The sequence below is a fragment of the Paracoccus sp. KKT209 genome (genome assembly GCF_055635455.1).
This window is the reverse complement of the sequence record NZ_CM145758.1, coordinates 2,260,289-2,284,303: the sequence shown is the minus strand read 5'-3', so window position 1 is coordinate 2,284,303 and position 24,015 is coordinate 2,260,289. Positions and strand designations below refer to the sequence as shown.

Here is a 24,015-nt window from a genome sequence, read left to right as displayed (position 1 = left end):
GGACTGGCGACAGAGGTGACCATGTCCGGGTGGGAGCCGGTCAGACAGGCAAGGGGTGGATCATGGCGCGGGGGCAGCCGGCCTCGACCCAAAGAAAAGCCAGCGTGATCGGCAGCCGGAAGCGGCGGGGGCCGGCTGCGCCAGGGTTCAGCCAGAGGGTGGTATCGGTCTCCTCGATGCCGGGCTTGTGGGAATGGCCCGAGATCACGACATTCCATCCCTCGGCTCCCGGATTAGCCCGCAAAGCCTTGCGGTCATGGATCATGTGGATCCGCAGGCCTCCGATCGTGAGGCTCACCGTTTCGGGCAGGGCCTCAGCCCAGTGGCCGCGGTCGATGTTGCCGCGGATGGCCGTCACCGGGGCGATGCGCGCCAGCGCGTCAAGATGGTTGGGATCGCCTATATCGCCCGCGTGCAGGTTGCGGTCTACCCCTTCGAGAGCCTCCAGCGCCTCAGGGCGGAGCAGACCGTGGGTGTCGGAGATGACGCCGATGCGCTCCTTAGGAGATAGCTGGCGGAGTGGTTGCATGGGGCAGCTCCTGATGGTCATCGCACGGCGGTCGCGCGTCAGCCCGGCATCGTGACGACGATGGCGCCGCGACGGGTCGTCACAACGGCATGCTCGTATTGCACGACCGGCTCGGCTGGCTCGCTGTCGAGGGTCCAGTCGTCATCGGCGCCTGACGTGGCCCATCTTCCGGCTCGCGACAGGAACGGCTCGACCTTCAGCACAAGGCCGTTGTGCAACCATCTTGATGCGTGATCGTCATCTTGTCTCTCACCTGGGCTGCAGGAGCATCTCAAGGCACTAAGCCGTAGCAGCAGCTTTGTCCCGCTTTGCGGACACCGGATGAACGAAGTTGCCGCACATTACGTCGGCGCGGGCCCCTTGGGTAAGCTGCCTTAGCAGGAACTGGGTCGGCGTGCCGGTTCTTCACTACCGCCACAACGGCGGCACTACCCGACAATGCCCTGCAATAGCAGCCCCCAGAGACATGGCACTGTCCCGATCACCCGCGCCGAACTGGGAAAGGCCAGCACCCTCGCTCTGACGCTCGGCGTCCAAGGTGAAGACGATCCCCTCGCCAGCTCCGCGCGGCTTGGGGCTGGCCCGCCACAGCCGCGTCACCACCGGCAGTCCCATCGCTCTTTGCGCGAAATCTCCCGCAGCGCACCAATAATCCGTATCCGCCCTCCCGCTGCGGAAAGCGACCAGGATATCGGTGGGGCCCACCTGTGCCGCCTCCATTCCGTTGCGTGCCGTGAACGCCGCTGCCGGCAAGGGCAGAGCGAGCAGAATCAACAAGATCGTCCGCATGCGGAATTCCTCCCTCAGGGGGCAGTCGTTCTCCTTGGGCAATGCCCAGCATACAGTCCGAGTTCCGCCGACGACGTTTCGGGCGACATCGCGCTTGAGCCCTAAAAAGATCAACTATCAGCCAGATGCGACGCGCGCTGTCATCGCGCTTGATGTGGGTGCCTATCGGCGCTGGAGTTCCTCCTGCATGAGATCCGGAATTTTGCCTTTCTCAAAGCAGGAGGCCCCGTCCCGTTCAAGCCGGGCCACAGGTGGCATAGGGACATGGCCCAGCCGCCATGCGAGGCCAGCTTGGGGAAAGCAGCGCCGGACACTGCCCCACAGCCAAGTATAGGCCAAAGGAGATAGTCTCTTGGGGTGAACAAGAGGCTTTGTCTGTTTGCTCCCTTGGTACGGCGGCGAGTGCTACCGTCTACTGCCCGTCCCCTATGTGATCCTCAAGCGGAACCGGCTCCAGGAAGCTGAGCGTACGCTGCGGGAACGGGATATCGATGCCGGCGCCGTCAAGCGCACGTTTCACCGCCCGGGCCACCTCGTCGCGCGAGCGCAATTCCTCCACGGGTGTCGAGCCGGTCCACCAGCGCAGCACGAAGTCGATCGAGGAGTCGCCAAAGCCCTGGCAAAACACCTCTGTCCTCTTCGACGTATCGATCGTGTCGAGGCCCTTGAAAGCGTCGGCCAGAACCGAATGGGCCTGCTCCAGATCCGTGTCGTAGGCCACCCCCACCTCCAGCGTGATCCGGCGCAGCGGCTGGTCGGTCAGCACCGTGGTCGGGTTGCGGTAAATGAAGGCGTTCGGCACGAGCACGAGTTCACCCGAACGCCGCCGCAGGTAGGTGTCGCGGATGGTGATCCGCTCCACCTGGCCCTCGATCCCCTCGCAGAGGATGTCGTCACCGATCTTCATGGGTCTGCGCAGCAGGATGAGGAGGCCAGCAAGGTAGTTCTCGAAGATGTCCTTGAAGGCGAGGCCGACGACCAGCGAACCCACCCCCAGCCCCGCGACGACATTGGTCGCCGACATTCCCGGGAAGACCAGCACCGCTGCGACGATCAGGCCGCCGATCCAGACGAGGCTCCGCGTCAGTGTCCGCGCCGCGGCGATCAGTGCCGGTCGCTGGCGCCAGCGCCTCAGGAGCCGAGCCTCGCCCCGCCAGGCATAGCGCGCCAGCGCCCAGGTCAGGACCAGAACGATGAGCGCCGCAACGATGTTCGGCAAGAGCGCGACAAAGCCCGCCATCAGCCGGGCAAGCTCGAACCGCAGGATGCGCAGCGGTTCAAGGTCGGAGATCATGGGCTTTCAACGTACTCCTCATCTTCTCGAAACGGTGGCGCCCGCACTACGGTTCCCCGGACCGAAATGCCGCAGCAAGCGTGCTGGAGCGACATGCCCGGCTGCTCAGGTTGCAGGTTCCGGGACTATGCAGCTGGTGGTCGCTTCATATGCCGCTCGAGGAACCACTTCATCGCGCCCCTGATGGCCGATCAGTTGCAGGCGTAGGAGTGACTGGCATTGGAGCGGACCTGTCAGTTCCTGCCGCAGCACTGCTTGTACTTGCGGCCTGAACCGCAGGGACAGGGATCGTTGCGACCCGGACGGGCGTTCCTGACAGGGGGGTGAGACAGATTGTCCGCCTTCAGGACAATCTCCGGGCGCGCCACCGGCAGGATTGCAGCAACGCAGTTCGGGATCAGGTCGGGCGCCTGGAGGTCGATCGCATCGATTTCTTCCTCGCTGAACTTGCTGATCCCTTCGTTGATGTCCTGCAGGGCCATCAGGAAGATCAGCGACGATCGCGTCTCCTCATCGGCCTGCTCGAGCACTGCCTGCCAGGCTTGGGGGCGCAAGCGCAATGCGCGGGTGAACCCATCCACCCAAGCCTCCCACAGCGTCTCGTCGCTGTGCGGATCCACTTCGTAGATCGGCTCGATCCAGGGAGTTCTCGCCATTTCCGAAGCGACCGCGTTGTAATGGGCCATGACCGCCGAGATGGTAGCTTCAGCCGTGGCCAGATCAGGAAAACCGGCATCACCCGTTTCTCCCCAGACATGGGGGAGCCATTCCGAAGGCAGTATGAGATCGGGACAGGCCAGGATGCCGGTCACATAGCCATCGAGTTCGCTCACTGTCATCGGAAGGCTTTCCTGCGGCAAAGCCGCCAGCAGGTCGTCAAGATGATCAAGGTCTTTGTCCGAACGGCTCACGGCGGGTCTCCTCCACTGCGAGGATCTGGATAACCATCCAGGTGCCGGTCCACAATCCGGCTGACGTGCCGGTATTCCGCATGTGTGCTGCGCCGTGGCCTCGGCTTCAGCTTGAGCCTCCGTGGCTAGCTGCTGTTCCACGCCCCACAGCGCCTCAATCCGGCCACAGGCCAATGGATGTGCCAGCGTGCGCCAAAAACTGACCACGACCCTCGCCAGCCACGGCACAGCCTGCATCACCCTCGAGAGGCGCTGCAGCCCGAGACTGTGGCTGCCTCTGTTTGCAAGTCCACAGGGGCCAAGTACCTGCTCACCCCCTGAGTGCTTGGCCCTTTAGGAAGCCGCTCCTGCGCCCTGATCCTCATGCCGAGCCGGCGAGGCGATGGCCAAGGTCACCGTGATCTGCGGCCTCCTGCAGTTGATGGTGCCGCTCACTTGTCAGGCTGCCTGAATGTGGCCGGCGCGTTCGCGAAAACCGCGCCCCACAAGGCGCGGCTTCATGGCCAATAACTGATACTGTCCTGCGCCCGTTCAGTCCGTCTTTGGCCGCGCGTAGTCGGGAGCGGCCGACGTGCCGTATCCAATGATGGACAAGACTTCCTCCGACTGGACAACCCAACCGGCCTCCACAAGCCGGAAGACCGCCTGTTCGGCCTTCCGCTGGTTCATTCGCGGAGCCGCCGCGAAGATCCTGACGGCCTTCTCCTGTGCGATCCTTCCGCCGGGGCCGGCATATTCCGCCAGCACCGTCAGGCAGCCAAAGAGTTCCAGACCCTGTGTCCGGATCATTTCCTCGGCGATTTCCGGGTTCATCCAGGGGAAGTGAGGAAGTCTGCTCATGATCATTCTCCAATGTGGTGTTGTGAGCGTTGGGTATCCGCAAGGCAGACAGGCATCGTGCGCCGAAGTGGCGTTGCCAATTGCTCTTGAAGATCTTGGGACGCCTGAGCGGGAAGTGGTCCTTAGTCAGGCGGTATGGGGTCGTGAAAGGGCCGCTGCGCTGCTATTAGTGCGTCGCGATCTAGTACACGCGCTGGGCGCTCCACTCTGCCGGGAACGGCTCCAGCAGGCGGGGAAGCGTAAGTTCGGCTCCCTGCCTGCCGTCGAGGATCTCCTCGACGATGGCGGGCGCGAGCAGCGTCAGCCTCAGCACCCGGGTCATGTAGGAGTGGGCGATGCGCTCGTGCTCGGCCAGCTCACCGATGGTGGCGAACTCGCCGCTCTCCAGCATGCGCTTCCAGCGAAAGGCGCGGCCCAGCGCCTTGACCAGCGAACTATCACTTCGGCGGGTCTGCGGCGCGTCCGCCGGCAGCTGGATCTCCTTGCGCCCGCCGCGCTTCACCACGCGGAATGGGACATGCAGGGTCATGGTCTCGGGCGCGGGGCAGCTCATGCGGCACGCTCCTCGGCGCCCGCGAGCATCTCATGGGCCAGGCCGCTGAGACCGTCGATCCGTAAGCGCACGTGCAGGCCGTTGGTGCCGACATCGACCCGCTCGACCAGCAGCGCCGCAACGCGGGCCTGCTCGGCCGGAAAGAGTTCGTCCCAGAGCGGATCAAGCTGGCCCAGCGCCTCGCGGACGTCGGTTTCTCGGATGTCGCTGTGCTGGGCCGGATCCTGCTCCCGTGCGGCTTTCCAGGTGCCGGCGATGATCTCCGGCTGCCGGAACACGGCGCGCAGCTGGTCGAGGACCGCCGCCTCGATGTCGCCGGCAGGGACGCGGCCGACGGGGCAGGCGCCGGCGCCCTGCTTCAGCACCGTCTGGCTGACGTAGTAGCGATAGAGCCTGCCGTCCTTGCGGGTGTGGCTCGGGGAGAAGGCTGCACCGTCCGGGCCGAAGATCAGCCCCTTGAGGAGCGCCGGCGTCTGCGCCCGGGTGCGGGCGGCGCGGGTGCGGGGGCTCTCCGACAGGATGGCGTGGACCTTGTCCCAGAGGCTGCGGTCGATGATCGCCTTGTGCTCGCCAGGGTAGCTCTCCCCCTTGTGCACGGCCTCGCCGATATAGACGCGGTTCGACAGCAACCGGTAGATGGCCTTCTTGTCGATCGGGTTGCCACGGGAGGTGCGGACGCCGCGTTTGTCCACCTCGCGGGCAAGTTCGGTGGCCGAGCCCAGCTCAAGGAAGCGGGCGAAGATCCAGCGGACATGGTCCGCGTCCTCCCGGTTGATGATCAGCTTGCGGTCCCGGACCTCGTAGCCCAGCGGCGGGTGGCCGCCCATCCACATCCCCTTCATCCGGCTGGCGCGGAACTTGTCGCGGATGCGCTCCGCCGTCACCTCGCGCTCAAACTGCGCGAAGGAAAGGAGGATGTTCAACGTCAGCCGGCCCATCGAGGTGGTGGTGTTGAAGGACTGGGTGACGCTGACGAAGGTGACGCCGTTGCGGTCGAAGACCTCCACCAGCTTCGAGAAGTCCATCAGCGCGCGCGACAGCCGGTCGATCTTGTAGACCACCACCACATCCACGAGCCCGTCCTCGATGTCGGCCAGGAGCCGCTGCAGGGCAGGGCGCTCCAGCGTGCCGCCGGAGATGCCGCCGTCGTCATACTGATCGCGCACCAGCACCCAGCCCTCCGAGCGCTGGGAGGCGATGTAGGCCTCGCAGGCATCGCGCTGGGCGTGGAGCGAGTTGAACTCCTGCTCCAGCCCTTCCTCCGACGACTTGCGGGTGTAGACCGCGCAGCGGAGCTTGCGGACCAGCGGCTTTGTCTTGTCTCCGGCGCGCGTCATGCCCGGCTCCTGTGGCTCTTGAGCCCGAAGAACACCCAGCCGTTCCAGCGGGTGCCGGTGATGGCGCGGGCGAGGGCGGAGATCGACTTGTAGGGACGCCCCTGCCACTCGAAGCCATCGGTGGTAACGGTGACGACCTGCTCCACGCCCTGCCATTCGCGGATCAGCCGGGTGCCGACGATGGGCATGAGGTCCGCGCGGATGCGGCTCTTCTTGCGATCGCCACCGTCCAGTTCCTCGCCCAGACGCTCGAGGCGCCGAACCGTCTCCGGCTTCAGCCCGCCATAGGCCAACTCCTGGATGCGGTAGGCCAGTCGGCTCTCGAGATAGCGGCGGTTGAAGGGCGGGGCCGGGCTGTCGAAGAGCTCACGCCATTGCTTCTTCAGCTCCACCGCCGGTGCGTCCTTCAGGGCGGCCAGTCGTGCGGGGATGGGATCAACGTTCATCATCTTCATTGCTCTTTCGCTTCCGTTGATCCGCACTACCGCTCTGTGCGGGCCGGATGTGTAGTCGCCGGATCTCCGCCGTTGCGAACTGTCTCCTTAAAGTCGCTGTTGCGCATCCGAAGCCGCAGGAGGCCGAGGCCGAGGAGGGCGCAGAGCTCGCGCCGGCGCTCCGGCGCGGTCATCCTGCCGGCGGGCAGGGGGTTTGAGCCGCGGGTCATCTCACATGCTCCCATTCAGGCTGAGACCAGTCGGCGGTTTGCCGATGCGGTGATGGCACAGGGGCAGGGAGCCGAAGTGGAAACCCGCCCGCAAATGGAAACCCCGGGCGGAGTGGAAACCTGAGGTTTCCATCTGGAAACCCCGATATGTTGCCTGCAACTGGAGATCTTGCGGGACAAAGCCCACCGCATACCAAACCGCGCCGGAAGGACCCAAGAGGGGCCGGATGTTCATACCTCCACCTCGGGAATGCGCTTGATCAGGCCGGGATACTTGGCGGCAAGTTCGTTGGAGATGGCTTGCCGTTCGGACAGGTTTGGGATGCTCTGCGGTTTTGGAGGCCGCAGCCGCTGAACGGCCATTCTGACCTGATCGGCATGACGTTCGCCCCACGCACGGTGCAGGATTTGCAGAATGTGTCCCGGGTTCGGCTTCCTGCTGGGAGTCTCTCGCCTCCACTGGCGCAACGCAGCCTTGATGCTTTCCACCGGCCAGTCTTCCAGCTCGTCACACCAATCCATCAGGACAGCTTTGCGCTTCGTATTGCTCATATCGGGCTGCCAGTAGCCGTCGAGAAAGATATCAATCAAAGCCGAAATCTGACCGCGATGGGCTGCGATTTGTTGCGGCGAACGCGACACGTTCTGCAAAGGCGTCATCGGCGGAAGCTGCGCGACGATCTGCGGAAGGTTGGCGGTGTTGGCCATAGGACGTTTCCTCTATTGGCGCCAAGCGGGGGTGATTTTTGCGGCCAGCCTCGCGCTGCATGGCCCGATCGAAATAGGTGAAGCGGCTTGGAGGGCCGTCCCGCTTTCTGGACATCGTCTCGGCAACAGTGGCTAGGATGGTGTCGGGGTCGAGATTGAGATCGGCCTGCCAAACTTTCACGCGATCCATGTCGGCTCTAGTCCCGAGCAGATTGCCATTCGGACCGGCCAAGCCGGACACAGGATCGGCTCCGACTGCCTCGAGAATGCGACCACGAAGCGTATCGGCTTCGGGCGCGTCACCACCACCACCATCTATCTGGCTTCTGGTTTCTGGCTTCTGGGGCTTATCCCCTGCCTTAACCGGGGGGTTATCCGGAGAAGAAATTTCTCTTCTACTTCTGAGGGTTGGGTTGCCGCCGGTTTTCCCGTTCTTTGCTGCCAGCGCACTTAGTTTCTCATCACGGACCATTCTCCGCGAGTAGATGACACCCTTTCTCGTGCGGGAGAAAACACGTGCTGCCTCCAGTTCGCCGAGCATCTCGGTGACCTGTTCAGGAGGTGCCCCTGCCAACACGGCAAGCTGTGCATCCGTCGGGGGATGACTGGAGATGAGAAGGTGGCCGTATGGGACAGCCTCGTGCATCAGGGCGATCATCTCCATCCAGAGACCGCGCGCCGCCAAGCTGCACATCCGCAGCGCTGGATCAGCCCTCCAGTCGGTAGGGAAAAATTTTAACCAGGGATTAGACATTGGACTGCGTCCCCTGGCGGGGCTCGCCGTTGCACGGAGCGGATTGAAGGCTAGACCGCAGTGAGAAATCCATCACAGCGCCCTCCGCTGCCGGCTGTCGAGCCAAGCCTGAACATCGCTGCGCTTCCAGCCGATCGCACGCGCGCCCAGCCGCACCGGCGCAGGAAAGCGACCATCGGCAACTGCTCGATAGAGCCAACTACGTCCCATCCCTATGGTCGCAGTGACACGGTTCATTCGAAGTATCTCTTCCGACATTGCCGTTCCTTCGGGGCTATTAGTGTCTCTGAAGAACTTTTGTCGGATCACATGAGGGTCGTGGTGGGTTAAATTTCACATCCGATTAAACACCACAAACGGTGGTGACCCGATCCACGATAGAGAGCTTTCTTGTTCACGACTTTGCCCAGCAGCACACAAGGTGCCGCCGGGACATTGAGAATGTTCTAGGATGTGCAGAGCTACTCTCTGCGCCCGGTGCGCGGCTACTCAGTAATGTGGCAGAGTTCACCGACCATGGCAGCATGCAGTTGCTTGCGATGGGTCAGTTCCATGCCAGGTGCCTAGGATCCACGTACTTACGTCGTGTCTTCCAAATTCCTTCGACCTCACTGTAGGTTGCGGTCCTGAATCCCTCTTTTTGAAGGGCCTCCGCTACGATGTCGCATGCGCTGTCTTCATGGTATTTTCCTGGCTTCGTAGTCCCGCTCCGTTGTGCCCGGATATCATAAACACGGCAGATATCTGCGACCGATACGGCGACGACAGTTCGATAGAGGATGCTGAAGGCCTTCGGGCCCCTCTTTTGCCGCGGTCGTTTTAGCTTGTAAGACAGCACCCCCTGAAGGAATTCCTGAAGTGGCCTTGGGGTCGGCTCTTCAGAGTTCTGCTGCCCCGCTCCCAGCCAGCAAAGCCCGTCAAAAGATGCTGTGCACGTTGAAGCTTTATCAATAATCCTCTTCAGCTGTTCAAGATCGAAGTCCCCAGAGGGACCTACGACCGACTGGCCAGCTTCATAGGCCCGTTCTATGTGCTCTTCGTCAGGCGAGAGAGTCAGTTTTGGTTTCCAAGACGAAATGTAGCGCCTCGCAAACGCCAGAGCTTCCTGTCGCTTCTGGCTGGTCAACTTCCCTGACATCATGGCTTGTTGCCTCGGATCATCATTAACATATTAACACGATGACGTTGCGCGAGATTGGTGTCACCGTCTCATAGCGGGTTAGTTTTGATTCTTTATGGTCCTGAACGATATCGGGACCCAGCGCTCGCTGAAAGCAGGGGGTGACGAAGGCGATCACGCAAGCTGCGTTGGTTCGCAGTGAGGCAATTTTCCAAGCCGTGTAAGCAGACGTTTTGGTTGCGGCAAAAATTTGGCGTCCAAAGTACTTTGCCTTTCGTAGCTTCCTCACCGGAAATCCCGACCCTTCACCTTGATCGCATCGATGTGCAGATCGCGGATGTAGATCTCCCGCGCCTTCGGCCCGTTGGGCATTTACTCCCGCTCTACACCCGCCGACGCCCCATGCCTTGCCTCATCCCGCGACCCTGAGTCAGCGGAAGCGCCCCGCGTGCCCCGACGCTGGCGAGTTCGCGCGACAGGTCCTCGATGCGATGCACCACATCACCCTCGAGCTGAATGCGCCCCTGCACGCCGGTCATTCCCGCCCCAAGCACGATCCCCCTGTGCGCTTCCAGGACCTTTGGCTAGACCACAAGATTGGCTACACCGGTTTCATCCTCGAGCTTGATGAACATCACGCCCTAGGCCGACCCCGGCCGTTGACGTACCAGCACCAGGCCCGTAGTCACACCCCAGCGGCGATCCCGGCTGGCCATGGCCTCGGCGCAAGTGATGGCGCCAGCACATCGATCTTCATAAAGCGCAGCGCATCGATAGCATCCTGGTCCCATCCAATCATCGGCCGGTCCCTCCTCGCGGCGGGGTGGATTGGTAACAGATTATCAAGCCAATCCTAGGTCAGCATGAATCCGGTCGGGTTGCTGCTACAGATGTCGGGAAAAGCACATGAGTTGGCGGGCCAGCCCCAGGGTCAGCCGCAGGCGCTGGGCGGAGGGATCGAGGTTCAATCCCTTGATCTGGTCATCGCTCAAGCCTTCTCGAAAGTTGTCGGACCTGGCCAGAGAATTGCACGAACTGCAACCAATGGGTTTCTGAGCTTTGTTATCCAGGGCGACGTGGAACAGCAATAGCTTGCAACAGGCAACTTGATGTAGATTCAAAGGAGTGTCGACTCTTGCACTGAATACCTACGCACACCCGTCATGTGCACAAAGATTTATTTGTCCTGAAATCTGATAGACTGAAGTGAGCCCAGAAGGATGACCCGTGTCTTGCTACCCGAGGTATCTGTTCTCGCGGTGCCAGCGCAACGCATCGGGGGAAGGGCGGGCATAGCCAACTTTTGGCGGCGAAATCTCTTGGCCCTGCATGGCGTAGTAGTGGACGCCGTTGTCAAAGTCGCGCTTGAGCCGCTCGCTTACAGCAAATCGCCCCCGCTCGGTCACGGTCACATAGCCCAAGTCGAAAAGGCGGTGGATGTCAGTCCGCAACAAGAGCCCATTGGAAACCTCATGGGCGCCACCATCGCTGTAGGATCGGATGTGGGCTGCATCGAGGATGGGCAGCGTCTTCTCTCCCGAGACGGCACAACGTCGATCGTAGCCGTCCGTCACTGCCAGCCGGAAGGCACCCTGACCCAGACGCCGTTGCATTAGCGTGGGAGGTCCGTAGCGGCTGCCGGAAACCGGCTGTGGGGGTTGGGGCAAAGCGTTAAGGCGGCCTTGGACCGCGTTCCACAAGGCGAGGCCGTCATGCTCCTCTGTGGAGTAGCCGCGGCCCACGACGGTGTTGGCTGAAAAGTTCGCGGGCGCAGGCAGCCACATCTCTTCCGGCCAAAAGAATGGGGTGGTCAGGATGCGACAGCCAATTAGGGGATCATCGCGGCGATCCAACGTCTCGGCCCGTCGAAGTTGCGCGATCGTGCGGCACATGTCGGCCAGGCTCGAATTGCCGTTCGTCTGGCCGAACGCCTCCCATGCCAAGGACAGTGGCGCCAAGCTCGCATGCGCAAACACGCCCCCTCCGGCTATGACGTTCCAAGGAGCTTTGAGCTTGAAGAGGAAGAGGTCTCCTGGATCCAGCGCCCGGAACTGCCCGGTTCCAGAAGGCTGCCAGAAGTTCACTTCATCCGGCGCAAGTCCGGCAAGAAAGTCGAACCATGGTTTGTGCGTGATGCCCACGAATATCTTTGTCATGGCCCTTAGCCTTCGATGGAAACTCGCGCCCTGCAAGGCTGGGCTGCTTCAATTTTCGCAGGAACAGGCATTGCCCTTATATCACCAGCCCAGGCCTGCCGCCGCCGCAAGCCGGACATCTGCGCGCGTGGATGTCCGAACCATTCGCTCCGTAGTTCAAACCGCATTGCCCGCAGCAGAGCTGATAAACCTGCTGGTTGTGATCCGTCCCAGCGCGTCCCGTCGGGCCAATCACCACCTGGCCATTTGGATTGCAATAGCCTGGTGTCGTGGTTCCCTTGACTGAGCGAGAGTATGGAGGTCCTGCCACTTTGCCCGCCGCTGATTTCGAGGCAGTCGGTTGGTCGGACACCACCCCAACAATCCAGCCTTCGTGCCGCGCAAGGCAGGCGGTGGCCTCACTCAGCCTAGGGGCCAAACCCTCCGTCAAGCGCCCGTCTGCATCTGCATCGCGCAGCCAGGATGCGGTCGCAAACGCATCATGTTGGTCAGCTGACCGATCCTCTGTAGCATACGCGGTGCCGTAGAGGCGGGGATAGGCCTCCACCAGCGCCGAAGTGTTTTCAGGTATCTCCCATCCCTCAAAGGGCCAGACGTGCAGCTTTGGCAGGGCACGGCGGAGGTGACGCAGGAAGGGCAGGCCCGCATGGGTCGACTTGGCGACCTGACCCGTGACGTCAAAATGGAAGACCGACTTCGCCCGAGCCAGTTCCTCCACCTTGCGGCGCCAGCGCAGATGACTGGTGCGACGAGCCGCCAGCGCCGCGTCCGCGTCTCCCCCGTACCTCAGGAGTCGACGTAAAGGCTCGGTGCATCCGTACGCCAATGATGATGGAAGTCGTCGAGGAAGACATCCCAGTCGCGGGGCAGAGCGTGTTCTTCAAAGTAGGCCTCGGGAAAGGAGAAGGCGTGATCGATGCCCACGATGGTGGGAACCGGTTCCGCGAGACGCTCGACCAGCCACCCGGAAAGGCCCCGGCGCGTCCAATAACGCTTTGGTCCTGGGGGTGGTCCGATCTCTACCGCAGGACTGCCGTTTTCGGTTACATAGAGGCGGAGGCCTTTGAGACTGGAGTCTGCCGTCTCCGCTCCCGAGTAGTCGATTCCGATGGTGCGCTGGAACTGCATGGCGTTCTCCTTCACCACATGTCTCGCCGATCCGCCCAGCGCCATCCAGAGCGGACGTTAAGGATCACAGCTCATTGGCCCGCAGCGCAAGCGAGTTGTTGATCAACGGAAAGGATCATAAGATCGGTATCTCCCAGACGCGTAGAGCCGGTTTCCAAAGCTTAGTATTCTATGTGACTGGTGCGGATGGCGCGACCTTCCTCAGTAGCTATGACGCCAGCCGCTCGGCAAACAGCGGGGGTGCGCAATTGAGTTTTCCTGGCACGGCATTCGAGACCTGCGGGCTAGCCCCGGTCGCCCAACTTGCACAACATGCGCGCCTGTGATCCAGACTGGCGGATGACCAAACAGGACCAACACCATGCCAGATGATGCCGATCTTGCCGAGGAGATCCTTGACGCTTTGTCGCAGCGCCGTCAGATCCCTCTCTTGACATCGCGGCCAGGCGGTGCCTCCCTGCCCCAAGCCTATCGCCTGAGTGATTTGATCGAAACTGCCCGCGCGCAACGCGGCGAGCGTCCTGTCGGGCGAAAGATCGGCTTCACGAACATGATGATGTGGGACCGGTTCAATGTCTCCGACCCGATTTTCGGACCCATGTATGACAGCACCGTGCATCCGCTCGGGGCGCCGTTCAGGACAGCCATGCTCGTGGAACCGCGTATCGAGCCCGAGATCGCATTCCGCCTGTCCACCCCGCCCGTGCCGGGAATGGCGCTTGAAGACCTGATCACCTGCATATCCGGTGATTGCGCAGGGCTCGAGATGGTGCAATCGATCTTCGCGGATTGGAAGTTCGAGGCAGCGGATACCGTTGCGGCCTTTGGCTTGCATAGCGCCTTCCTGCACGGACCGATGCTGGAGCTGTCACCCGCGGATCGAAGAGACTGGGTTGTGGGACTTTCAAGCTTTGAAACGACGCTTCTCCGGGATGATGGCGTGGCTGACAAGGGCCAGGCCCGCAATGTGCTGGGTGGCGGCCCTCTTGCGGCACTGGGTCATCTGGCAGACCTGCTTTCACGCATGCCCGATGCGGCGCCGCCGCAAGAGGGCGATCTCGTCACAACCGGCACCCTGACACAGGCGCTGCCTGTGAACCCAGGCGAGACGTGGCAGGCCATCTTTGACGGACTGCCCCTTGATAGGATCAAAGTCGAGATGGTGTAGACACAAAGGATCGCAGGTCGGTTTCGGTTTCCAAGGTGCATCTCAAGGAGGATAGGATGGTTAAGCTTGAGGGCAAGGTGGTTCTCGTCACCGGAGCGAGCCGCGGCATCGGTGCCGCGTCGGCGCGTGCTTTTGCCGAAGCGGGCGCTATGGTCGGGGTGATGGCTCGTGATGAGCACGGGGTAAATGCGCTTGCGGCTGAGATCGGCGGGTTCGCTTTGTCCGGCGATGTCGCGCAGGCTGCCGACATGAAGCGTGCGGTGGCCGAGATGTGCGACCGCTTCGGGCGGCTCGACATCCTCGTGAACAATGCCGGTGTGATAGGACCCATTGCCGTCCTTGCGGCTGCAAATGTTGATGAGTGGGGACAGGCTATCGATATCAACCTGAAGGGGGTCTTTCACGGAATGCACGCCGCTCTTCCCGTGATGCGCGCCCAAGGCGGCGGAACAATCCTCACCGTCGGATCGGGAGCCGCCCATGCCCCGCAGGAGGGTTGGAGCGCGTATTGCGCAAGCAAGGCGGGAGCCTGGATGCTGACCCGCGCCTTGGATCACGAGGCGCGCGGCGACGGCATCCGCGCCATCAGCCTGTCACCCGGAACAGTGGCGACGGACATGCAGGACAGCATCCGAAAGAGCGGGGTCAACCCTGTCAGCCAGCTTGACTGGTCGGTCCATATCCCGCCCGAAAGGCCAGCGCGGGCGCTTGTGTGGCTGTGCGGTCCGGAGGGGGGAGAATTCTTGGGAGCAGAAGTGTCGCTTAGGGACGAGGCGATCCGTCGGCGTGTCGGGCTCGTCGACTGATTGGCAAGCGGCGTCCAACTTGAGATTGGCCCGCAAACGGTATCGAGTGCACCGGCAGGTGCGAACCTGCGCACTCGGGTGCGCACCCCGATTTTCGACCCGCAACTGACGTTCTCACGCGACTAAGCCCACCGCATAGGAGGATGCGCCCGAAGGACCCAAAGTGGTGGGAACCGCTTTCATGGAATAGGCGCATTGCATTGGTATTGTACCCAGAAGCGCCCAGCTTTCATGCCGGACGCTTTGGCGCCAACGTCGTTCAAAGCACGTCTTTTGCAGCAGGCGCTCGATTATCGCGTCGCGACAGCCACAGGGTCAGGGCAAGGAAGGCTGCTGTGATGCCGTAGAGTAACAACGCGATCGGGCTTTGAAGCAAAACGGTAAAGTCGCCGCCCGAGATGGACAGGGCGCGGCGCAGGTTGTTCTCCATGTCCATTCCCAGCAGCAGGCCCAGAACCACCGGCACCAGCGAAAAGTCGAGCTTGCGCAGAACAAAGCCGAGAACACCGAAGCTCACCATGACCATCAGGTCGAAGGCTGCGTGGGTGATGGCGTAGACCCCAAGATAACTGATGGCGACGACGAGCGGCATCAGGCCCCATGCAGGCAGGCCCAGCACGCGGGTAAAGATGCCGATCAGCGGCAGGTTCAGGATCAGTAGGACCAAGTTCGCCAGATAAAGCGCAGCTACCAAACCCCAGACCAGATCCGGGCTGCGCTCGAACAGCAGCGGTCCCGGCTGGATATTTAGTGAGATCAGCATGGCCAGCATGACCGCCGTCGTCCCCGATCCGGGTACCCCCAAGGTCAGCATCGGGATCAGTGCGCCGCCGCTGGCCGCATTGTTGCCCGCCTCGGGAGCGGCAACGCCGCGCGGATCGCCGGTGCCGAAGGTTCCCTTGTCATTGCTCAGACGCTTTTCAAAACTGTATGCCATGACCGCCCCAAGGGACGCGCCAGCCCCCGGCAGGATCCCGGCTATGAAACCGATCACCGAGCCGCGCAGCGAGGCGCCCAGACCCTCTTTCACCCGCGACAGGCGGGGAAACACGCTGCCTTTCGGGATCAGCTTCCTATCCTGCGCCTTCTGTTCCAGGAAGAACAGGATCTCGGAGATGGCGAACAGCCCGACCAGCGCCACGATCGGATCGAAGCCGTCATAGAGGTTGAAGCTGCCGAAGGTGTATCGCGCCACGCCGGTCGAGGGGTCCAGACCTACAGTGCCCAGCATTAGGCCCAGAAGCGCCGCCAGCAGGGTCTTCCGCGGATCCGTGCCGGAGATGCCGCCGATCGTCGCGAATGCCATGACGTAAAGCGCGAAGTAATCCGCCGGACCGAAATAGATCGCGGCCTTGGCAAGAAGCGGCGCGAAGAGGGTCAGGCCCACGGTGGCGAAGGTCGCCCCGATGAAGGACGCGATCCCTGAAATCGCCAGCGCATCTGCGGCCTGCCCCTTGCGGGCCATCGGGTAGCCGTCGAGCGTGGTCATGATGGCCGGCTCGTCGCCGGGAATGTTCAGCAGGATGGAAGAGATGCGGCCGCCATACATGCAGCCGTAATAAACCGCTGACAGCAGGATCATCGAAGATGTGGCGTTCAGACCGAAGGCAAAAGTCAGCGGGATCAAGATTGCTACGCCATTGACCGGGCCAAGGCCGGGCAAGGCACCGATCAGCGTGCCGGCGAAGCAGCCAGCGACGATCAAGGCAAGGTTGATCGGAAGGGCCGCGACCGCAAATCCAGCCCAGAGCGAGGAGAGTATGTCCATGTCAGCTAAACCATGTCCCGATCACCGGCAGGGGCAGGCCCATCAACCGGTCGAAAAGCAGATAAAGTCCAGGCGCGGCGATGCCGGCGGTCAGGAAGCCTTTGATGGGCGGCGCGCCCATCAGTAGCCCAAGCCCCAGAACCGAGGCAAAAGTCGAGGGCACGAAACCCAAAGGCTCTAGCAGCAGCGCATAGCCTAACAGCAGGACAAGCGCTGCGCCCTGCCTCAGCAGGCCGTCCCTAGCTGCCCAATCCGCATTGTGGCGCGGCCAGATCATCAGGGACAGCCCGATAAGAACTGCCGGAATGCCGATGACGCGGGGGAAAATCGCCGGTCCCAATGGGTCGCCGAAGCCTGCCGTATATCCGGTTGACAGCCAGAGATATCCAGCTGCCAACAGGAAAAAGCAGACGCCTGCTAAGCGATCAGTCACTGAATGACCCCGATCTGGCGCGAGATCTCTGCCATCTGCTGCTCTTGCTCGGTGACGTAGGACGTGAACTCATCGCCGCCACGCCAGACCGGTTCCAGCCCGCTGGCTTTCGCCGTCTCCTGCCATGCGTCGGATTCGTACAGCGTCCTCAGCCTATCGACCCATTCGGCATAGTCTTCGTCGCTGACCTCGCCGCCGGTGTAGAAGCCGCGCCAGTTATAGCCGGTGACGTCATAGCCTTGCGATTTCGCCGTTGGCAGGTCGGGGAAAGCCGACACCGGTTCGTCCGCCAGGACGGCCAAAACTCGGATGTCGCCGGACTCGACAAAGCCCCTGATCTCTCCTAGGTCGGTCGAGACGACGCCGACCTGTCCGCCCATCATCTGGGTGACAGCAGGGCTGCCGCCGTCGAACTGCACCCAGCGGATCTGGTCAATAGCGTCGATGCCCGCGGCCTGGGCCAGCAGTAGCAGCCGGATATGGTCCCAACCGCCCGCACCGGACGAGCCGGAAGTGACCACCGAGGTCGGGTCTTCCTTCAGCTTCGCCATCAGATCGTCCAGCGTCTGGATGTCGCTGTCTTTGGCGACGGCGATCACGCCCACATCGGCGCCCAGCATGCCCACCCATCGCATCTGTTCTGTTCCGCCGGGATATTTCCCCTGCGCGATCTGCGTGACGCCCACAGTGGAGGTTGCCACCACCAGGTCCCCGTCGTCAGCGCGCTTGCCGGCAACGTTGGCATAGGCGACGGCACCCACGCCGCCTGGCATGTTCGTCACCTGGACATTGCCCTCGACTAGCCCCTGCTCGGCCAACAGGCGGCCGACCTCACGACAGGTGAAGTCCCATCCACCCCCCGGGTCGGCGGGCGCGATGCATTCCGCCGCCGATACCGGCGCACCTATCAACACAGCAACGGCGACACCTGCGGCCCGCAGGCCATTCAATTTCCAGATCATCTGTTCCTCCCAAAATAATGACGTTCTATCTCCCGACGATCCCCCGTCGTCCCATGAAGCGCCGCGCGCCTTCGATAGCCTCACGAACTTCTTGGCGCACCGCCGCCGAATGGGCAAGCACCGCGCGCGCCGCGCCGTCCCCGTCACGAGCGCAGATCAGGTCCAGGATCTCGCTGTGTTCGCGATGAGTGGTGGCACGGCCCTCTTCCGAGGCGAAGGTCAGCCAGCGCGCTCGAACCGTCCTCATCGTCACGTCCTGCATCGCTGTGGCTAGGCAGCGGTTGCGGGACAACGCGGCACAGCGGACGTGAAAATCCAGGCCCAGTGCCAGCCATCCCTCGGGTGTGAACTCCCGGTGTCCCGACATGATGCTCTGCCGGATCGCGTCGGTTTCGGCAGTCGTAGCCAACCGCGTCGCCAGCCTGACCGCGGCCGGTTCGACAATGTCGCGAAAGGCGAAGACCTCCTCGATCTCCTCCATGTCGAAGGGGGCCACGGCATAGCTTCGCCCTTCGCGGATCACCAGCCCGTCGCGGATCAGATGAAACAGCGCTTCCCTGACCGGGGTCCGCGACGTTTTGAACTGCGCCTCAAGCGAGCGTTCGCTGATCGGCTCACCCGGGACAAGCTCCAGCGACAGGATGGAAAAACGCAGCCTAGACAGGAGATCCCTGTCTGCCTGCTGTTCCGGACCCGTTGCATGTGTCGTCATTGACGCCTCCGTTATGATTGGTATACCAACTTGGCATCCGGAAATGAAGCTGTTTGTCATAAAAGGAGCGACAGGATGAACGCAGTGATTGCGGGATTTCCCGATCATGCCATCTTGACCGAAGTGGGGCCGCGAGACGGACTGCAGTCCGAGCCGACTTTCGTTCCAACCTCCGAGAAGATCGCCCTGATCCAGGCGCTTCTGGACGCAGGCCTGCGCCGTTTCGAGATCACCTCCTTCGTGTCCCCGAAGGCCGTCCCTCAACTGCGCGATGCCGTCGAGGTTCTTGCTGCCTTTCGCGATCGCGAAGATGCGCATCTGACCGCACTGGTGCCGAACATGAGAGGCGCCGGAGCCGCGATCGAGGCTGGCGTCGATGCAATGGTGCTCTTCGCGTCGGCATCGGAGAGCCACAACCTGAAGAACGTGAACCGCAATCGCGCCGGTTCACTCATGGGATTCGCAGATATTGCGCGGCTTGCCGAAGGTACTGGCGTGCGTCTGCAAGGTGCCATCGCGACCGCCTTTGGCTGCCCGTTTGAGGGAGAGGTCGATGCCCGAGCGGTAGTGGACCAGGCCCGCGCCTATGTGGACTTGGGGATTGACCATATCACCCTTGGCGATACGACCGGCATGGCGACGCCCGCGCTGGTGGTCGAGCGCGTGCAGGCCCTGAGGCCGGTTCTGGGCGACAGCACCACCTTGGCGCTGCATTTCCACAACACGCGCGGTGTTGGGCTGGCCTGCGCTTATGCAGGTCTCGGCCAGGGGATCACCCATTACGAATCCAGCATCGGTGGCCTTGGCGGCTGCCCCTTCGTCCCGCGGGCGACGGGAAACGTGGCGACTGAGGATCTGGCCTATCTGCTGACGGAAAGCGGCGTCGAGACCGGGACCAATCTGGACCGGCTGATCTGGGCCGCGCAACTGGCCGAACGGATCGTCGGCCGCGAACTGCCAGGACAGGTGATGAAGGCCGGGCCGCGCCTGAAAACCGCCTCTATGGACAGCGTGAGGACCGCGAATGGCTGAAGCTGCAAAAGGGCCGCTGGACGGGCTGCGCGTCATTGACCTCACCCGGGTGCTGTCCGGACCCTTCTGCACCATGATCCTTGGCGATCTCGGCGCAGATGTCATCAAGATCGAGCCGCCGAAGGGTGATCCGGTCCGCGCTCAGGGGACGATGACCAAAGGACATTCCGGATATTTCGCCAGCTTCAACCGCAACAAGCGCTCGCTCGTTCTTGATCTCTACGCAGATGAAGGCAGGGAGGTCCTGCGGCGTCTGTTGGCTGATGCCGATGTCCTGGTCGAGAACTTCCGCCCCGGAACGCTGGACAAGATGGGGTTGGGCGAGGCCGACCTGACCAGCCTAAATCCGCGCCTGATCGTCGCCAGCGTCAACGGCTATGGCAGCACAGGCCCCTATGTAGACCGTCCAGCATTCGATTTTATTGCCCAGGCAATGAGCGGCTTCATGGGCGTCAACGGTGAGCCGGACGGCCCACCGATGCGCGCTGCCGCGCCGGTCAGCGACCTGGTCGCGGGCATCTACGCAGCACTCGGGATTCTCGCGGCCGTGGTGGGACGTGAAAAATCCGGCAAGGGGCAGACTGTCGAAGTTGCTATGGTGAATGGCCTGATCAGTCTGCTCGCCTATTTGTCCTCGGAATATTTTGCCACGAACCGGGTTCCGGAGCGGACAGGCAACGACCATCCTCTTGTCTATCCCTATGGCCTGTTCACCTGCTCGGACGGTCAGATTGCGGTGGCCAATTCGCATGACCAGATCCTGCGTCGCTTTCTCGACCGGCTGGATCTTGGCTGGGTCATGGCGGATCCGCGTTATGACAGCAATTCAAAGCGTATGGCGGCACGGGAAGAACTGCGCGAGATGATCAACGCTCGCATGGCCGGCCAGAGCCGGGACCACTGGCTGACCATCCTGAACGCAGCTGGTGTTCCCTGCGGCATGGTTCAGGATTTGCATCAGGTCTTCAATGATCCTCAGGTGGCTGCTCAGCAAATGGTGCTCGACGTGCCATTCCAGGACGGCCCGACCGTCAAGGTGCCAGGCTTTCCGATCAAGCTTGGTGCCACTCCATGCAGCGTCCACCGTCCCGTGCCGCGGCTTGGCGGCGGAACGCGCACGGTTTTGACTGAAATTGGTCTCTCCGAGGACGACATCGCCGCCTTGTTTCATCGACAGGTTGCTAGCGACTGAAGCCGCGCCTTGCGCAGGCAGTATCTAACTTCTCGCCCCTGATGCCGAGCTGGAAAATTACCGTTGCTTGAGGAGCTAGCAAGCCTCCAACCACTTGTAAGCCATCCAGCGACCGAGCTTCTTCATGGTCTTCGGCTCATTCACACTAAATTCATGAAGAAGCGTCATGAGCCCTTTCGCTTGACGGGCCGGGCGCGTCGCGCTTCTCTGCCGCACGGCGGTACAGGAGACGCAAGTGGAACAGAGACGGCTGGGCAGCCGCAAGGTCGGCGCTCTTGGATTTGGTGCGATGAGCTTTGGCGGAATGTTCGGCGCTACGGATGAAGCGACGTCGCTGGCCTGCCTCGACGCGGCGGCAGACGCCGGTATCAGCCATTTCGACACAGCCGACATCTACGGAATGGGCGTGTCGGAACAGATCATGGGCAAGTGGGCGCACCGAGACGTGCACCTGGCCACGAAGTGCGGCATCATCAACGGCCCGCCGCGGATGGTGCGCAATGATGAACCCTACATCCGCCGATGTATTGAAGAGTCGCTCCGTCGACTGAAACGCGAGCACGTGGATCTCTTCTACATCCACCGTCGCCAGCCCGACGTCCCGATCGAGGATGTAGCCGGAACAATGGCAAAGCTGGTGCAGGAGGGAAAGATTAGCGGCTATGGCCTGTCCGAAGTTGCGCCGTCCACACTACGTCGTGCCCATGTCGAATATCCCGTGACTGCGGTACAGAACGAGTTTTCCCTCTGGACGCGGCTGCCTCAGCTCGGCCTGATCCAGACCTGCCGAGAGCTTGGTGTGGCCTTTGTCGCCTTCTCTCCCCTAGGCCGGGGAATGTTCGGGCGCGAGCCTTTAAAGCGAGAATTTCGCGCAGGCATCGACTTCCGTAACACCAACCCGCGTTTCATCGAGCCGAACTTCTCCGCAAATCTCGCTGCCATTGTGCCATTCCGCGACCTCTGCGCCGAGCGCGGCTGGACGGTTCCGGGTGCGGCCCTTGCATGGGTCCTGGCGCAGGGGGATCACATCATTCCTATCCCGGGCACACGGACGGCGGATCACCTCCGCGATTGGCAGCTTGCGGATCTCGACCCCACTGACATTGCGGCGATCGCCTGTATCCTTCCTGCGGGTTTCGCCCATGGCGCCCGTTACGGCGATCAACAGATGGCCTCCGTGGAACGTTATTGCTGAACACTGTGGCGGCCATGCTTACAGCGTTACCTCGCCGTCAATGAGCAAGGGCAACCTCGACGCTTGGTAGTGCTTTTGCTGCATGTGCCTCAAGTGACGGGGCATTGCAGCAGACGCCGGAATCAAGCGTCCGGAAAGAGCAGGCGAGACGTTCACTCACATCACGAGCCCGGGCCTGCCCCCGCCACATGCAGGGCATTTCCGTGCGTGGATGTCAGAGCCGTTGGCTCCGTAGTTCAAGCCGCATCTGCCGCAGCACAGGTGGTAGACCTGCTGGTTATGGTCAGTACCTGCGCGGCCGGTTGGGGCGATCACCACCTGACCGTTCGGATTGCGATAGCCGGGGATCGTCGTGCCCTTGGCGGAGCGGGTGCCTTGAGGGGACTCTGCACCGGCTTTCTGTCCCTTTTGCGCCAGTGTGGAGTCCGAGAGCACTCCCAGGATCCAGCCTTCATGTCGGGCGAGGGTGGTACTGGCATCGGTCAGCATCGGGGCCAGGGCTTCTGTCAGTCGTCCGTCCGCATCCGCATTGCGGAGCCAGGAGGCAATGGCAAATGCGTCCTGCTGATCAGCTGTCCGGTCTTCTGCCGGGTATTCAGAGCTATAAAGGCGCGGATAAGCTTCGACCAGGGCGGAGGTTCCCGGCGGGATGGTCCATCCGTCGAACGGCCAGATATGCACCTTCGGCAGCTCGCGACGGATCTGACGCAGAAATGGCACCCCGGCATGAGTTGACTTGGCAACCTGGCCGGTGACGTCGAAGTGGAATACCGACTTTGCCTTAGCCAGTTCCTCCGCCCGGCGACGCCAACGTGTCTCGCCCGTTCGACGGGCGGCATGAACTGCGGGCGCGTCCCGCAAGTGGCGCAGGAAATCGACATAAAGATTGGGCGCGTCCGTCGGCCAGTGATCCTGAAAGTCGTCGAGGAAGGCATCCCAGATGCGTGGCAGCGCGTGGCGTTCGAAATAAGCCTCAGGGAAGGAAAAGGCATGATCGATCCCGGCGATTGTGGGGACCGCTCCAGCGAGATGCTCCGTCAGCCATCGTGCCAGGGCGCGACGGGTCCAGTAACGCTTGGGTCCCGGTGGGGGAGCCACCTCGACTGCGGGGCCTCCGTTTTCGGTCTGGTACACCCGCAGGCCCTTGAGACTGGAGTCGGCAGTCTCCGCCCCGGAATAGTCGATGCCGATGGTGCGCTTGAACTGCATGGAAGCCCTCCTTGCGGCATATCTTGCCGATCAGCCCAGCGCAGACCAGCGCCATGACGGAATAAGCCTCTGCCTGATGTTGCGAAACTGACGTCGGGCGTGGCATCGAGCGGTCCCCGGGTGTGATGTCAAACGCAGGTGTGCCACGCGAGCGGCACCGATTGCGGACCATCTGCGAAACCTAAACGTCCGCCTGCGGATCCCTTGGCAGCTACTGAGCGCGTTTCCTCATACAGGGCAAAGCATCCCATAATGTTGAATGGCGGGTGCGAACCTGCGAACCCGGTGCGAACCCCGATTTTGCCCCCCATCTGCCGAACCTGCGCGACTAAGCCCACCGCATATGACACTGCACCGGAAGGACCCGCAGGCCAAACCAAGGCGTGCCGGTTAGGCAGCCGGGTCGCCCTGTTCATTCTCCTTCGCGGGATCGAGCGCCTGCCGCTTCGGAGCAGATGGGCAGAAAGCATCAGCTAAGACGCGCACGGCTGCTCGGCGTATGCCGCGTTTGCGTTTGCAAAACATGCTCTGTGTGAACGGTGCCAGCTGGTCATCAAAGTTTGAACTGGAACCGCCTGAGTGTCCGAGGAAACAGAGCGAGACCACAGGCGCTGCCTCGACTAAACCCCAGTAGCTTCGCCTGAGCGCTGACGATGAGCCTTGCCGTCAGATCAATCACCAGCCGCCGCTATTCTCGCGTTGAAGGAGTGGCTTAGGTTCTTGCGCGGTCGTCTCGTCATGGTCCTCTCCTCGCT

26 protein-coding genes are annotated in these 24,015 nt (G+C 62.1%); 6 read left to right on the top strand and 20 right to left on the bottom strand.

Annotation, left to right across the window (positions count from 1 at the left end; translation table 11 throughout):
• Positions 1-40 precede the first annotated feature (40 nt).
• The 13 genes from ACZ2G3_RS11360 to ACZ2G3_RS11300 all read right to left on the bottom strand — a co-directional run bounded on the left by ACZ2G3_RS11360 (position 41) and on the right by ACZ2G3_RS11300 (position 9,505).
• Entirely contained in the window at positions 41-550 is a 510-nt protein-coding gene (locus tag ACZ2G3_RS11360; RefSeq protein ID WP_470396083.1) for a metallophosphoesterase family protein, read from the bottom strand.
• A 17-nt stretch (positions 551-567) separates the two neighbouring features.
• Positions 568-747, bottom strand: a complete 180-nt coding sequence (locus ACZ2G3_RS11355; RefSeq protein ID WP_470396081.1) for a hypothetical protein — start codon at positions 745-747, stop codon at positions 568-570.
• A gap of 190 nt (positions 748-937) precedes the next feature.
• Positions 938-1,318 carry a hypothetical protein gene (locus ACZ2G3_RS11350; RefSeq protein ID WP_470396079.1) on the bottom strand — a complete coding sequence of 127 codons (381 nt, stop codon included), beginning with the start codon at positions 1,316-1,318 and terminating at the stop codon, positions 938-940.
• A gap of 412 nt (positions 1,319-1,730) precedes the next feature.
• The gene (locus tag ACZ2G3_RS11345; RefSeq protein WP_470396077.1) at positions 1,731-2,612 is read right to left on the bottom strand and encodes a mechanosensitive ion channel family protein; all 882 of its coding nucleotides are present in this window, start codon (positions 2,610-2,612) and stop codon (positions 1,731-1,733) included.
• Positions 2,613-2,845: 233 nt separating this feature from the next.
• Complete coding sequence (locus ACZ2G3_RS11340) at positions 2,846-3,523, bottom strand: UPF0149 family protein (protein ID WP_470396075.1); 678 nt, start codon at positions 3,521-3,523, stop codon at positions 2,846-2,848.
• A gap of 531 nt (positions 3,524-4,054) precedes the next feature.
• Positions 4,055-4,363 carry a hypothetical protein gene (locus tag ACZ2G3_RS11335; protein WP_470396073.1) on the bottom strand — a complete coding sequence of 103 codons (309 nt, stop codon included), beginning with the start codon at positions 4,361-4,363 and terminating at the stop codon, positions 4,055-4,057.
• Positions 4,364-4,544: 181 nt separating this feature from the next.
• Positions 4,545-4,916, bottom strand: coding sequence for a hypothetical protein (locus tag ACZ2G3_RS11330; protein ID WP_470396071.1), 372 nt, complete (start codon positions 4,914-4,916; stop codon positions 4,545-4,547).
• The gene (locus tag ACZ2G3_RS11325; RefSeq protein ID WP_470396069.1) at positions 4,913-6,253 is read right to left on the bottom strand and encodes a recombinase family protein; all 1,341 of its coding nucleotides are present in this window, start codon (positions 6,251-6,253) and stop codon (positions 4,913-4,915) included. The genes ACZ2G3_RS11330 and ACZ2G3_RS11325 overlap by 4 nt, the downstream gene beginning before the upstream one ends.
• A complete protein-coding gene (locus ACZ2G3_RS11320) occupies positions 6,250-6,702 on the bottom strand; it encodes a DUF2924 domain-containing protein (RefSeq protein ID WP_470399118.1) in 453 nt (150 codons plus the stop codon). The genes ACZ2G3_RS11325 and ACZ2G3_RS11320 overlap by 4 nt, the downstream gene beginning before the upstream one ends.
• Positions 6,703-7,148: 446 nt before the next feature.
• A complete protein-coding gene (locus ACZ2G3_RS11315) occupies positions 7,149-7,508 on the bottom strand; it encodes a hypothetical protein (RefSeq protein ID WP_470396068.1) in 360 nt (119 codons plus the stop codon).
• Positions 7,501-8,289: a hypothetical protein gene (locus ACZ2G3_RS11310; RefSeq protein WP_470396067.1), complete on the bottom strand. Its 789-nt coding sequence runs from the start codon at positions 8,287-8,289 to the stop codon at positions 7,501-7,503. Before ACZ2G3_RS11310 ends, ACZ2G3_RS11315 begins: the two co-directional genes overlap by 8 nt.
• A 162-nt stretch (positions 8,290-8,451) precedes the next feature.
• Entirely contained in the window at positions 8,452-8,589 is a 138-nt protein-coding gene (locus ACZ2G3_RS11305) for a helix-turn-helix transcriptional regulator (RefSeq protein ID WP_470399116.1), read from the bottom strand.
• Positions 8,590-8,923: 334 nt separating this feature from the next.
• Entirely contained in the window at positions 8,924-9,505 is a 582-nt protein-coding gene (locus tag ACZ2G3_RS11300; RefSeq protein WP_470396065.1) for a hypothetical protein, read from the bottom strand.
• A gap of 857 nt (positions 9,506-10,362) precedes the next feature.
• On the opposite strand from ACZ2G3_RS11300, the gene ACZ2G3_RS11295 reads away from it, so the two are divergent.
• Positions 10,363-10,590: a hypothetical protein gene (locus ACZ2G3_RS11295; RefSeq protein ID WP_470396063.1), complete on the top strand. Its 228-nt coding sequence runs from the start codon at positions 10,363-10,365 to the stop codon at positions 10,588-10,590.
• 144 nt (positions 10,591-10,734) lie between these two features.
• Here ACZ2G3_RS11295 and ACZ2G3_RS11290 read toward each other — a convergent pair whose 3' ends face one another.
• Complete coding sequence (locus ACZ2G3_RS11290) at positions 10,735-11,655, bottom strand: HNH endonuclease (RefSeq protein WP_470396061.1); 921 nt, start codon at positions 11,653-11,655, stop codon at positions 10,735-10,737.
• Positions 11,656-12,441: 786 nt separating this feature from the next.
• The gene (locus tag ACZ2G3_RS11285) at positions 12,442-12,783 is read right to left on the bottom strand and encodes a hypothetical protein (protein ID WP_470396059.1); all 342 of its coding nucleotides are present in this window, start codon (positions 12,781-12,783) and stop codon (positions 12,442-12,444) included.
• 361 nt (positions 12,784-13,144) lie between these two features.
• Between ACZ2G3_RS11285 and ACZ2G3_RS11280 the strand changes: the two genes are divergently transcribed.
• Together ACZ2G3_RS11280 and ACZ2G3_RS11275 are read left to right on the top strand one after the other, a co-directional pair.
• Positions 13,145-13,951: a 2-keto-4-pentenoate hydratase gene (locus ACZ2G3_RS11280; RefSeq protein WP_470396057.1), complete on the top strand. Its 807-nt coding sequence runs from the start codon at positions 13,145-13,147 to the stop codon at positions 13,949-13,951.
• Positions 13,952-14,007: 56 nt separating this feature from the next.
• Positions 14,008-14,757 (top strand): SDR family oxidoreductase, encoded by a 750-nt coding sequence (locus ACZ2G3_RS11275; protein WP_470396055.1) that lies wholly within the window; start codon positions 14,008-14,010, stop codon positions 14,755-14,757.
• Positions 14,758-15,016: 259 nt separating this feature from the next.
• Here ACZ2G3_RS11275 and ACZ2G3_RS11270 read toward each other — a convergent pair whose 3' ends face one another.
• The 4 genes from ACZ2G3_RS11270 to ACZ2G3_RS11255 are packed head-to-tail and all read right to left on the bottom strand — an operon-like array spanning position 15,017 to position 18,692.
• Positions 15,017-16,525 (bottom strand): tripartite tricarboxylate transporter permease, encoded by a 1,509-nt coding sequence (locus ACZ2G3_RS11270; protein ID WP_470396054.1) that lies wholly within the window; start codon positions 16,523-16,525, stop codon positions 15,017-15,019.
• A 1-nt stretch (position 16,526) separates the two neighbouring features.
• Positions 16,527-16,958: a tripartite tricarboxylate transporter TctB family protein gene (locus ACZ2G3_RS11265; protein ID WP_470396052.1), complete on the bottom strand. Its 432-nt coding sequence runs from the start codon at positions 16,956-16,958 to the stop codon at positions 16,527-16,529.
• Entirely contained in the window at positions 16,955-17,920 is a 966-nt protein-coding gene (locus ACZ2G3_RS11260) for a Bug family tripartite tricarboxylate transporter substrate binding protein (protein WP_470396050.1), read from the bottom strand. Before ACZ2G3_RS11260 ends, ACZ2G3_RS11265 begins: the two co-directional genes overlap by 4 nt.
• Before the next feature lie 25 nt (positions 17,921-17,945).
• On the bottom strand, positions 17,946-18,692 hold the full coding sequence (locus ACZ2G3_RS11255; protein WP_470396048.1) for a GntR family transcriptional regulator: 747 nt from the start codon (positions 18,690-18,692) through the stop codon (positions 17,946-17,948).
• A gap of 15 nt (positions 18,693-18,707) precedes the next feature.
• Here ACZ2G3_RS11255 and ACZ2G3_RS11250 point away from each other — a divergent pair, with 15 nt between their 5' ends.
• The 3 genes from ACZ2G3_RS11250 (at position 18,708) to ACZ2G3_RS11240 (ending at position 22,051) form a co-directional block, all read left to right on the top strand.
• Positions 18,708-19,664, top strand: a complete 957-nt coding sequence (locus tag ACZ2G3_RS11250; protein WP_470396046.1) for a hydroxymethylglutaryl-CoA lyase — start codon at positions 18,708-18,710, stop codon at positions 19,662-19,664.
• On the top strand, positions 19,657-20,856 hold the full coding sequence (locus ACZ2G3_RS11245; protein WP_470396044.1) for a CaiB/BaiF CoA transferase family protein: 1,200 nt from the start codon (positions 19,657-19,659) through the stop codon (positions 20,854-20,856). The genes ACZ2G3_RS11250 and ACZ2G3_RS11245 overlap by 8 nt, the downstream gene beginning before the upstream one ends.
• A 235-nt stretch (positions 20,857-21,091) precedes the next feature.
• The gene (locus ACZ2G3_RS11240; RefSeq protein ID WP_470396043.1) at positions 21,092-22,051 is read left to right on the top strand and encodes an aldo/keto reductase; all 960 of its coding nucleotides are present in this window, start codon (positions 21,092-21,094) and stop codon (positions 22,049-22,051) included.
• 156 nt (positions 22,052-22,207) lie between these two features.
• Here the strand turns inward: ACZ2G3_RS11240 and ACZ2G3_RS11235 are convergent, their stop codons facing one another.
• Positions 22,208-23,260 (bottom strand): hypothetical protein, encoded by a 1,053-nt coding sequence (locus ACZ2G3_RS11235; RefSeq protein WP_470396041.1) that lies wholly within the window; start codon positions 23,258-23,260, stop codon positions 22,208-22,210.
• Between the last annotated feature and the right edge of the window lie 755 nt (positions 23,261-24,015).

Excerpts from the sequence above, each read along its gene's own strand:
- ACZ2G3_RS11260 (WP_470396050.1), bottom strand. The coding sequence starts at position 17,920 with ATGATCTGGAAATTGAATGGCCTGCGGGCCGCAGGTGTCGCCGTTGCT.
- ACZ2G3_RS11305 (WP_470399116.1), bottom strand. The coding sequence starts at position 8,589 with ATGGGACGTAGTTGGCTCTATCGAGCAGTTGCCGATGGTCGCTTTCCT.
- ACZ2G3_RS11285 (WP_470396059.1), bottom strand. The coding sequence starts at position 12,783 with ATGCAGTTCCAGCGCACCATCGGAATCGACTACTCGGGAGCGGAGACG.
- ACZ2G3_RS11360 (WP_470396083.1), bottom strand. The coding sequence starts at position 550 with ATGACCATCAGGAGCTGCCCCATGCAACCACTCCGCCAGCTATCTCCT.
- ACZ2G3_RS11235 (WP_470396041.1), bottom strand. The coding sequence starts at position 23,260 with ATGCAGTTCAAGCGCACCATCGGCATCGACTATTCCGGGGCGGAGACT.
- ACZ2G3_RS11290 (WP_470396061.1), bottom strand. The coding sequence starts at position 11,655 with ATGACAAAGATATTCGTGGGCATCACGCACAAACCATGGTTCGACTTT.
- ACZ2G3_RS11325 (WP_470396069.1), bottom strand. The coding sequence starts at position 6,253 with ATGACGCGCGCCGGAGACAAGACAAAGCCGCTGGTCCGCAAGCTCCGC.
- ACZ2G3_RS11350 (WP_470396079.1), bottom strand. The coding sequence starts at position 1,318 with ATGCGGACGATCTTGTTGATTCTGCTCGCTCTGCCCTTGCCGGCAGCG.
- ACZ2G3_RS11245 (WP_470396044.1), top strand. The coding sequence starts at position 19,657 with ATGGCTGAAGCTGCAAAAGGGCCGCTGGACGGGCTGCGCGTCATTGAC.
- ACZ2G3_RS11280 (WP_470396057.1), top strand. The coding sequence starts at position 13,145 with ATGCCAGATGATGCCGATCTTGCCGAGGAGATCCTTGACGCTTTGTCG.
- ACZ2G3_RS11275 (WP_470396055.1), top strand. The coding sequence starts at position 14,008 with ATGGTTAAGCTTGAGGGCAAGGTGGTTCTCGTCACCGGAGCGAGCCGC.
- ACZ2G3_RS11330 (WP_470396071.1), bottom strand. The coding sequence starts at position 4,916 with ATGAGCTGCCCCGCGCCCGAGACCATGACCCTGCATGTCCCATTCCGC.
- ACZ2G3_RS11320 (WP_470399118.1), bottom strand. The coding sequence starts at position 6,702 with ATGATGAACGTTGATCCCATCCCCGCACGACTGGCCGCCCTGAAGGAC.
- ACZ2G3_RS11345 (WP_470396077.1), bottom strand. The coding sequence starts at position 2,612 with ATGATCTCCGACCTTGAACCGCTGCGCATCCTGCGGTTCGAGCTTGCC.
- ACZ2G3_RS11250 (WP_470396046.1), top strand. The coding sequence starts at position 18,708 with ATGAACGCAGTGATTGCGGGATTTCCCGATCATGCCATCTTGACCGAA.
- ACZ2G3_RS11310 (WP_470396067.1), bottom strand. The coding sequence starts at position 8,289 with ATGGAGATGATCGCCCTGATGCACGAGGCTGTCCCATACGGCCACCTT.
- ACZ2G3_RS11255 (WP_470396048.1), bottom strand. The coding sequence starts at position 18,692 with ATGACAAACAGCTTCATTTCCGGATGCCAAGTTGGTATACCAATCATA.
- ACZ2G3_RS11335 (WP_470396073.1), bottom strand. The coding sequence starts at position 4,363 with ATGAGCAGACTTCCTCACTTCCCCTGGATGAACCCGGAAATCGCCGAG.
- ACZ2G3_RS11270 (WP_470396054.1), bottom strand. The coding sequence starts at position 16,525 with ATGGACATACTCTCCTCGCTCTGGGCTGGATTTGCGGTCGCGGCCCTT.
- ACZ2G3_RS11295 (WP_470396063.1), top strand. The coding sequence starts at position 10,363 with ATGAATCCGGTCGGGTTGCTGCTACAGATGTCGGGAAAAGCACATGAG.